The sequence below is a fragment of the Segatella hominis genome (assembly GCF_019249725.2).
Classification (GTDB): domain Bacteria; phylum Bacteroidota; class Bacteroidia; order Bacteroidales; family Bacteroidaceae; genus Prevotella.
Genome location: NZ_CP137559.1, coordinates 3,482,659 through 3,490,000 on the forward strand (window position 1 = coordinate 3,482,659; position 7,342 = coordinate 3,490,000).

Below are 7,342 nucleotides of genomic sequence, written 5' to 3' on the forward strand. Positions count from 1 at the left end.
TTTTTTCGTCCATGTACCCACTTTTATTTTTCCATGCCCACGGAAAAATTCTTGCGTGGGCAGGGAAAAATACCCGTGCAGAGAAGGATATTTAAAGAGTATTTGGTGAAAATGGGAGTGTCATCGAAAAAGGGTGCGTCATGTAGTTATGACACACCCTTTTTCGTCTGTATTTTGTTATTTTTTAGTCTCTGTTGCTGCCTCCGAAAATGCGGAGCAGATAAAGGAAGAGGTTGATGAAATCGAGATACAGGGTGAGTGCACCGAGTAAAGCCAATTTCTGTGCGCCTTCGCTCATGTCGTACTGCATCTGGAGCATCTGCTTGATTTTCTGTGAGTCCCAGGCGGTCAAACCAACAAAGATGGCTACGCCTACATAACTTAAAATGTAGTCAAAGCCAGGACTCTTCAGGAACATATTGACCACAGTAGCGATAATAAGACCAATCAAAGCCATGAAAAGTATCTTGCCGATAGAGGTCAAATCTCTCTTGCTCGTGTATCCGTAAAAAGCCATTGCTCCGAAAGTACCGGCTGTAATGAAGAATACCTTTGCAATGCTTGTCATCTCATAGAGGACGAAGATGGAGGAGAGCGTTGCGCCATTCAATACGGAGTAGAGAATGAAAAGCAATGTGGCTGTGCCCAATGATAGGCGGTTGATTGCGCCACTGATGGCGAAAACCAATACGAACTCGGCGATAATCAATCCCCACATGATAGCGCTGTTAGTGTAAATCGTAGTTAAGAGTGTAGGACTGCTTGCCACACCATAGGCGGTAACACCTGTGATAATGAGTGCAAAGGTCATCCATACATATACTTTGCGCATAAGTGCAGAGAATACGTTGCTTAAACCGCGCTCTTTCTCATTATAAGCGAAACCAGTCTCCTGATTCTGCTCATTTATGAAATTGTACATTTCTTTTTCTGTCATAGTCTTATTTATTTAGTTTATATGATTCTTTTGTTCTGATAAAACTGCTTTGTTTTGATAATCCTGCTAAATTTTGATAATCCTACTCTATTATGTATGATTCTTCATTTTGCAGCATTATTCTTCAATTTAACGGTTGCAAAGATAATGCCATTTCTTGGAATAGCCACGAAATGCGTTAATAATTAACATTTATTCTCTACTTATGTCATTTCTATATAATCGTTTGCCTGTCATTTCAATGTAGTATATCGCTTGTTTGCAAAGCCCAAATGACTTGCTTGCGACTTGTATCTCTGAAAGATAGAAATCTGGGCTTCGGGTTTACGGGTGGTGTCTGACTTGTGCACCATTGCGCTTCTCGGGGGCACAATAGTGCTCTTATCCGAGCACAAAGGTGCCCTTGCCTTGGCACAATAGTGCCCTTCCTTAGGCACTTTGCAAACTTGGCGAAACAAGAATATCTGCTTGGCATTCAGTTCTCATATTTTCTTAATTATAGAAAATGTTTGTTGCGGTCTTTATATAAAAATAAATGTGGTAGATTTTAGAAAAATCTTTATAGCATAGAAAATTTAAAATCGAAAAACGATTTTACCCTTCACCCTTCACCTGTTCGCCTGAAAAGCCGATAAATACTGGGGATTCGTGGGTGAATGGTAAAATTTAACCCTTCACCACCCTTCACCGCCCTTCATCTTTTTTTGCCGTTTTTAGGTAAGCGGCTCCGCGTTTATACCATTGTAGCTTTCTCGTTTGTTCGTACCTTTGCACCATAATTTTTTAATTGCATGAATTATGACAACAAACGAACGTTTTGAGAAGGCTTGGAATTCCTTCTTAATCTATTTGAATCGAAATCCAAAGGCTCACCTGACTCCTTTCTTGAAGGAAAGGCATGTAAATCACCGTACCATGCAAAATTGGATGTCCGAGAAGGGATATTCTGTCCTGCGTGCCAAGCATGAAATCCGCGAAGTTCAGGAGGCAGCCCGTAAGGAAAGAGCAGAAGCCTCTACTGCAAATACCGGCGTGATGTTCGTGCCTATGGAGTCTCCAACTATAGATCTTCCTATGGAGGATCTTCTTCAAGGCATAAACATAACCTTTCCCAATGGAACCGTTGTGTCGATCAAAAAAGGATGCGCCAAGTCTGTTATGGCGTTAATGAAACTTTATGAGAAGGAGGATGCGGTATGTTTGGATTAAATGAGAACACCCAATACTATGTCTGCCAGCGATACGTTCGAATGAACACGGGTATTAATGGCTTGTATCAGATAGTAAGGACGGAGATGGAGCTGCCACCACTTGGCGGTGCTGTCTTCATCTTCTTCTCCAAGAATCGCCAGCAGGTTAAACTGCTAAAATGGGACGGCGATGGTTTCTTGCTATATCACAAGCGACTGGAACGAGGAACCTTTGAATTGCCATTCTTTGACCCTAAGAACAAGCAATGCAAAATGCCGCACAAGACTCTGTCTGCCATCATGAGCGGAATTTGCCTTAAAAGTATGAGATTTAGAAAGAGGCTTAACTTATAGCTGTATTATAATGCCAATAACGTGCTGTATATCAATAAAATAGATAAAATTAATATCCAATAATACTTGCATGTCTCAATATTTTTTCGTACCTTTGCACTATGACAAAGGACGAAATCATAGTACTTTTGAAGGAGCAACTTCAGCTTGCTAACGATACTGTGAGTTCGCTGACCATACAGGTCGGTGAACTCATTGAACGTATAAAGTCATTAGAAGAGCAACTCGTCCAGAAAGGAATCGCCATAGACAAAGCGAATCGTCAGAACAGGGCGCTCGGCAAGCTCGTTTCCGGCAAAAAGTCCGAACGTCAGGAGAAGTGTCTGCAAGACTCAATGACTCAGGAAGAATTTGACAGGAAGAAAAAAGAGCAGGCGGAAAAGAGAAAGGAGCGCAAAAACAATGGGGCCAAGCGTGACATGCATTATGAGATGGAGGAGAAACATGTTACGGTTAATCCAGACATGGATGCGGAACTTTTGAAGACGCTGCGCATCTATGGCACCCGCACCTGTGTGCGTTACAGCATGGAGCCCATCAAGTTCATCAAGACCGTATATCACATCAACACTTATACGGATGGAAATGTCCTGTATCCAGGAAAGACCCCACCAGCATTGCTGCTAAACTCATCCTATACATCTTCTTTTGCAGCAGGTCTACTGCAGTTGCGGTATATCTATTCCATGCCGGTGGAGCGAATCGTCAAATACTTTGCCGACAGTGGGTTCACACTAAGGAAAGCCACGGCAAACAAGCTGATTGCCAGAAGCGCAGACGTACTGGAAAATATCTATAGAGCCATCTGCCAAAAGGTGTTACAGCAGGATTATGTTACGGCAGATGAAACTTATCATAAAGTACTGCTGACGAGGGTAAAGCCTACAGACAATGGCTCGAAGAAAGGTTACCTGTGGGCGGTAAGCGCACCTAAACTGGGACTTGTGTTCTTCGTATATGAGGCTGGATCACGTTCTGAGCAGATCATACTTGATGTGTTCTCGGATTATAAAGGTACAGTACAGAGTGATGCATATGCTCCTTACCGGAAGCTGGAGTCGGATGCTTATCCGGACATTATGAGAATTGCCTGTCTGCAGCATGTCAAGAGAAACTTCATCGACTGTGGCAAGAACGACAAGGATGCACAGGAAGTAGCAGGCATCATCAACAGATTTTATCAAGAAGACAAAAAGCATAAGGTTGGCGTAAATGGATGGACAATAGAGAAACATCTGGCTTATCGGCAATCATACGCACCGGACATTTTGCAGGATTTATTAGAGAAACTGGAGGAATTATCTTCCAGGAAGGATTTGCTGCCCAAATCGCCCTTGGCGCAAGCCGTCGGCTATGCCCTTAACGAGTATAATGCCATTTGTGACATTTTTAAAAGAGGTGATACTGCTCTCGACAACAATTATATTGAGAGAATCCAGAGGTACATATCGCTGTCGAGAAGAAACTCATTATTCTTTGGTTCGCACGAAGGGGCAAGACGAGGAGCTATCCTATATTCTATCGCCATCTCATGCAAAATGAATGGCATTAATCTGTTCGAATACATTAGCGACGTCATAGAAAAGACCGTAGAATGGCAACCAAATACTCCATTGGAAAAATACAGAGACTTGCTTCCTGACAGATGGAAAAAGCAGTAACAGCATTATTCAATCAGCTATTACTGCTTTTTTCAATTATGCAAGGTATAAACGCGGAGCCGCTTACTTTTTTTGCCGTTTTTAGCCTTTTTTAGCTTGGATTGACGGGTTCTTCGTTTTATTTGAAATTTGGCTGATTATGAAAAATATATATATTTTTCCGTTTAAATCCGATGAGAAAAATTGCATCATGGACTTGTGGCACACACTCTCTTGATCTTAATAGACGACTGCTTTTGGTCTTAATAGACGACCAGTTTTAGCCTTCATAGTAGGTTTTTAGGGTAAATGCGATTTTTAGATTGAGGTGATGGGAGGTGAAGGGTGGTGAAGGGTGGTTTTTAGTTGTTTTGTCTATAACTATCTGTATGCCAGATATTTATATTGATAAGGTGAAGGGTGAAGTTTTTTTCTCGTTTCGCTTTTCAAATTTCCAATCATATTATGTTTATGCCTGTGTATGCGTACCAGTGTGCAGGTGCAGGAGCGCGTATGTATATTATAATGTGCACTTGCATTAATTATTCTTTGATATGTAATCAAATGTTAAAATCTTGCTGTTTTTGAAACTTTTTTCTCGAAATATTTGGTGGAATGAAAAATAGTTAGTACTTTTGCACTCGCTTTTGAGAAATACACTTTCTCTTAGCAACAAAAGAAAGAGTTCTTTGAAAGATTTTACATAAACAGACAAGTAGTACAAGAAGCGGTTAACTTCTTAGAAATAAGAAAGTTGACTGGGTAAAAGAAACGAACCGTCAAGAAATTGACAAGTCAGGTTTACTAAGCTTCAATAAACGAAAAAGGATATTCGTCCTAAGTACAGACAACAAACACCGATTGCTTCAGCAATGAGGCAAGAAGTAAAAATGATATTTTACAATGGAGAGTTTGATCCTGGCTCAGGATGAACGCTAGCTACAGGCTTAACACATGCAAGTCGAGGGGAAACGACATCGAAAGCTTGCTTTTGATGGGCGTCGACCGGCGCACGGGTGAGTAACGCGTATCCAACCTGCCCACCACTTGGGGATAACCTTGCGAAAGTAAGACTAATACCCAATGATATCCCACGAAGGCATCCGAATGGGATTAAAGATTTATCGGTGATGGATGGGGATGCGTCTGATTAGCTTGTTGGCGGGGTAACGGCCCACCAAGGCGACGATCAGTAGGGGTTCTGAGAGGAAGGTCCCCCACATTGGAACTGAGACACGGTCCAAACTCCTACGGGAGGCAGCAGTGAGGAATATTGGTCAATGGGCGAGAGCCTGAACCAGCCAAGTAGCGTGCAGGATGACGGCCCTATGGGTTGTAAACTGCTTTTATAAGGGAATAAAGTGGGTCACGTGTGACTTTTTGCATGTACCTTATGAATAAGGACCGGCTAATTCCGTGCCAGCAGCCGCGGTAATACGGAAGGTCCGGGCGTTATCCGGATTTATTGGGTTTAAAGGGAGCGTAGGCCGGAGATTAAGCGTGTTGTGAAATGTAGTGGCTCAACCTCTGCACTGCAGCGCGAACTGGTCTTCTTGAGTACGCACAACGTGGGCGGAATTCGTGGTGTAGCGGTGAAATGCTTAGATATCACGAAGAACTCCGATTGCGAAGGCAGCTCACGGGAGCGCAACTGACGCTGAAGCTCGAAAGTGCGGGTATCGAACAGGATTAGATACCCTGGTAGTCCGCACGGTAAACGATGGATGCCCGCTGTTGGCCTGAATAGGTCAGCGGCCAAGCGAAAGCATTAAGCATCCCACCTGGGGAGTACGCCGGCAACGGTGAAACTCAAAGGAATTGACGGGGGCCCGCACAAGCGGAGGAACATGTGGTTTAATTCGATGATACGCGAGGAACCTTACCCGGGCTTGAATTGCAGAGGAAGGATTTGGAGACAATGACGCCCTTCGGGGTCTCTGTGAAGGTGCTGCATGGTTGTCGTCAGCTCGTGCCGTGAGGTGTCGGCTTAAGTGCCATAACGAGCGCAACCCCTCTCCTTAGTTGCCATCAGGTCAAGCTGGGCACTCTGGGGACACTGCCACCGTAAGGTGTGAGGAAGGTGGGGATGACGTCAAATCAGCACGGCCCTTACGTCCGGGGCTACACACGTGTTACAATGGCAGGTACAGAGAGATGGTCCTTTGCAAAACGGATCAAATCCTTAAAGCCTGTCTCAGTTCGGACTGGGGTCTGCAACCCGACCCCACGAAGCTGGATTCGCTAGTAATCGCGCATCAGCCATGGCGCGGTGAATACGTTCCCGGGCCTTGTACACACCGCCCGTCAAGCCATGAAAGCCGGGGGCGCCTGAAGTCCGTGACCGTAAGGAGCGGCCTAGGGCGAAACTGGTAATTGGGGCTAAGTCGTAACAAGGTAGCCGTACCGGAAGGTGCGGCTGGAACACCTCCTTTCTGGAGAGACGATTATCCTATGGAGAAATAGGAATCTGATAAAAGTTCGCTTCTCTTCTTGTACGCACCATCTGTTTAATTAAATAAGAGATAGAGAATGTTCGGCAGAGATGCTACTCTTTACCAACACAGTCCTATAGCTCAGTTGGTTAGAGCGCCACACTGATAATGTGGAGGTCGGCAGTTCAAATCTGCCTGGGACTACACATCGGCGTAGCCAATGTGTAATCAAAGTTCAACTTTGATACATTCTTTACTTCTCGATTTGGGGGATTAGCTCAGTTGGCTAGAGCACCTGCTTTGCAAGCAGGGGGTCAACGGTTCGAATCCGTTATTCTCCACTCTAAGGTTGAGTAGGACAAGTGAATTCTTCACTCTTCGTTCTTCACTCTTCACTTAAAAAGATCTTTGACATATTGACACAAGCAAAACTGTAAGTAATGAACTTTAGTTCAGACTAAAGTAAATCAAATCGCAAGATGAGATTTCACTTTGTTAGAATACAGCTGAAAGTATGAGCTACTTATTCGCTGTTCGGAAACGAATAGCAAATACAGTCGTAAAGAAAGTAAGAAAGGGCGTATGGCGGATGCCTAGGCTCACGGAGGCGATGAAGGACGTGATAAGCTGCGATAAGCTTCGGGTAGGTGCAAATAACCCCTGATCCGAAGATTTCCGAATGGGACAACCTAGCCGTCTGAAGGACGGTTACTAGCACTCATGTGTTAGAGCTAACGCAGGGAACTGAAACATCTTAGTACCTGCAGGAAGAGAAAATAAATGAATGAT

4 protein-coding genes, 2 tRNA genes and 2 rRNA genes (1 of these 8 cut by a window edge) are annotated in these 7,342 nt (G+C 44.0%); 7 read left to right on the top strand and 1 reads right to left on the bottom strand.

All coding sequences use genetic code 11. The features are described from left to right. Window positions 1–184 precede the first annotated feature (184 nt). Window positions 185–937, bottom strand: coding sequence for a Bax inhibitor-1/YccA family protein (locus KUA50_RS14105; protein ID WP_218456009.1), 753 nt, complete (start codon window positions 935–937; stop codon window positions 185–187). A 798-nt stretch (window positions 938–1,735) separates the two neighbouring features. On the opposite strand from KUA50_RS14105, the gene KUA50_RS14110 reads away from it, so the two are divergent. From KUA50_RS14110 to KUA50_RS14140, 7 genes are all read left to right on the top strand, one after another. Then, window positions 1,736–2,146 (top strand): hypothetical protein, encoded by a 411-nt coding sequence (locus tag KUA50_RS14110; protein ID WP_134842472.1) that lies wholly within the window; start codon window positions 1,736–1,738, stop codon window positions 2,144–2,146. Beyond that, window positions 2,134–2,481: an IS66 family insertion sequence element accessory protein TnpB gene (gene tnpB / locus KUA50_RS14115; RefSeq protein ID WP_022110333.1), complete on the top strand. Its 348-nt coding sequence runs from the start codon at window positions 2,134–2,136 to the stop codon at window positions 2,479–2,481. Before KUA50_RS14110 ends, tnpB begins: the two co-directional genes overlap by 13 nt. Before the next feature lie 101 nt (window positions 2,482–2,582). Beyond that, complete coding sequence (gene tnpC / locus KUA50_RS14120; RefSeq protein ID WP_218458237.1) at window positions 2,583–4,142, top strand: IS66 family transposase; 1,560 nt, start codon at window positions 2,583–2,585, stop codon at window positions 4,140–4,142. Between the two features lie 879 nt (window positions 4,143–5,021). After that, window positions 5,022–6,553: ribosomal RNA gene (locus KUA50_RS14125) — 16S ribosomal RNA — on the top strand. A 130-nt stretch (window positions 6,554–6,683) separates the two neighbouring features. Beyond that, window positions 6,684–6,757 (top strand) — tRNA-Ile (locus KUA50_RS14130). 63 nt (window positions 6,758–6,820) lie between these two features. Next, a tRNA-Ala gene (locus tag KUA50_RS14135) sits at window positions 6,821–6,894 on the top strand. A gap of 221 nt (window positions 6,895–7,115) precedes the next feature. After that, window positions 7,116–7,342, top strand: a 23S ribosomal RNA gene (locus tag KUA50_RS14140) (it continues 2,671 nt past the right edge of the window). The 16S and 23S rRNA genes sit together here with 2 tRNA genes alongside, the layout of an rRNA operon.

What these genes read in the sequence shown, in the direction of transcription:
- KUA50_RS14105 (WP_218456009.1), bottom strand. Translation starts at nt 937, where the DNA reads ATGACAGAAAAAGAAATGTACAATTTCATAAATGAGCAGAATCAGGAG.
- KUA50_RS14110 (WP_134842472.1), top strand. Translation starts at nt 1,736, where the DNA reads ATGACAACAAACGAACGTTTTGAGAAGGCTTGGAATTCCTTCTTAATC.
- tnpB (WP_022110333.1), top strand. Translation starts at nt 2,134, where the DNA reads ATGTTTGGATTAAATGAGAACACCCAATACTATGTCTGCCAGCGATAC.
- tnpC (WP_218458237.1), top strand. Translation starts at nt 2,583, where the DNA reads ATGACAAAGGACGAAATCATAGTACTTTTGAAGGAGCAACTTCAGCTT.